The 1,997-nt window shown below is 43.5% G+C and carries 1 pseudogene; it reads left to right on the forward strand.

The window, feature by feature from the left end:
• A pseudogene (locus L3V37_RS23910) lies at positions 1-1,997 on the forward strand (RTX toxin); the annotation flags it as partial.

Genomic DNA, 1,997 nt, shown 5'->3' on the forward strand with positions numbered 1-1,997 from the left:
GTTGAGCTTACAAGGAACATCGACTGACGACCGATTAGTTTTCTCAGCAGAAGTCAATGATGATGGTACGGTTCAAATTACTTTTTATGAAGCGATTGATCATGGTGTAGGTCAAGATGAGCTGGTGGCTAACGTATTGGTTGAAAGCATTCAAAGTGATGCTGATGGTACACAAGAAACGGTTGTGGCCCCCCTAGAAATCGCCATCCTTGATGCCGATCCAGTGATCGCAAATGAGTCATATAGTGTAACCGAAGGCCAAGTCATTTCTGGCAATGTACTGGAGAATGACATTGATATTGATGGTGACTTGTACATTCGATATGTCAGAGCCGGAGGAGAGATCCAGTCTGTCCCTGATGGTGGCTCAGTAAGTTTTAGTCTAGAGAAGGGTGAATTAACCGTATTTTCAGATGGCTCTTGGCAGTTGAATGCCAGTCGCAACTTAGATCACACGGTCGAGCAAAGTCTCGTTTTTGATTATCTCGCAGCCGATGATTCAAAAGATTACGGTGTAGCCACCGCGACCATCGACATTATAGATGGCCAAGCGGGTTATGTAGGCAGCGCTACTATAAAAACAGCAGAAGTACCTCTGGGAGCGGCATTATTAACCACCGAAGGCAGTGTTAATGTGATTGCTGGCTCTGATAACCCTGATCCGACTAGTTTGTATTTCGGTGGGTCATCTATTACTAAGTTAGAAGCATTAGGGCTTACAAGCTCAGTCTCTGATAATGAGCTTAGCTACACGTTAAGTTCCAGTGGAAAGCAAATTACAGCATTTGCCAATGGTGCTACTGTATTTACGTTAACATTGAGTGGCATTGAGTCGGGTAACGATGTACTAGCTTCAATCTCGCTTACTCTTGATCATACTATCGATCAATTCAATAGCAGTGATACGGTCACTTTCCCGCTGACCATTGGAGGGACAGATCTAGACTCTACACCGCTTGTAGAGAATGAAATTGATTTCGTGTTGAAAGATGGTGTTGATCCTACGTTGAGCAACTTGACTGTTGTTGCAATGGAGGAGATTAATCTAGAAAGTGGGGCAATCTTTAAGACTGGGAGCCTTCAACTCGATATCGGGAGTGATTATGTTGACTCTCTTCGATTTAGCGAATTAAACCAGCCCACATTAGTGAGTAGTGAAAGTGAGTTGCTTTACCGTCTGTCTGATGACGGTACGACAATTACTGGCTATATCTTAGAAGGTGGGGTGGAAGTAAATATTTTTCAATCGAAACTATTATCCACATTACCTTTAGAGTCGAGTAGTGAAATAGAGTATTCCTTTGAATTATATCGCTCTTTCGATCTGTCAAAAGATCAAATCCTGGATATACCATTGTTAGTTAATGCAACAGATTCAGACGGTGACACCACCTCCGTAACATTGGATATTACCTTAGAGGCAATTGAAGGTTTGAACGATGATGCCTCTTTAACGGTGGATATTCTTGATGGCGGTGATGGATACGAAAATCAGTTTGAAGTTCCTAGTGTCACGATTCAAGGTGACGCACTCAAGATAAGCGATGAGTGGCTTGTTACTATCACCATTACCGACAGTCTCAATAATTCCATTACTGTTACAACGACCGTAGAGAACGAGGCTTATACCCTATCAGGCGTTGATCTGTCTTCTCTTGCTGAAGGGCTGCTCACGGTGACTTCTGTGATTTCTGACATTTATGGCAATAACCTGAACGCCGTCGATACGACCATTAAAGATACGCTTGCAACGGTGAACGTCAATTTTGATGGTGGAGGGGATGAGTATTTAAATCAGTACGAAATCGCGACTACTCGCCTCGAAGGGACGATTGAAAACATTGAAGATGGCCAGCGTATCCAAGTTACCGTAACCGACTCGTTAGGAGCGGTCATAAACTTAGAAACGGTGGTGACTGGTGGAAGTTGGTCTCTGGACGACGTTGACCTTTCTGGATTGTCTGAAGGTACGCTGACAGTTGTTGCTGAGAGTATTG

Source organism: Vibrio sp. D54, assembly GCF_021728075.1.
In the GTDB taxonomy this organism is placed as follows: Bacteria; Pseudomonadota; Gammaproteobacteria; order Enterobacterales; family Vibrionaceae; genus Vibrio; species Vibrio alginolyticus.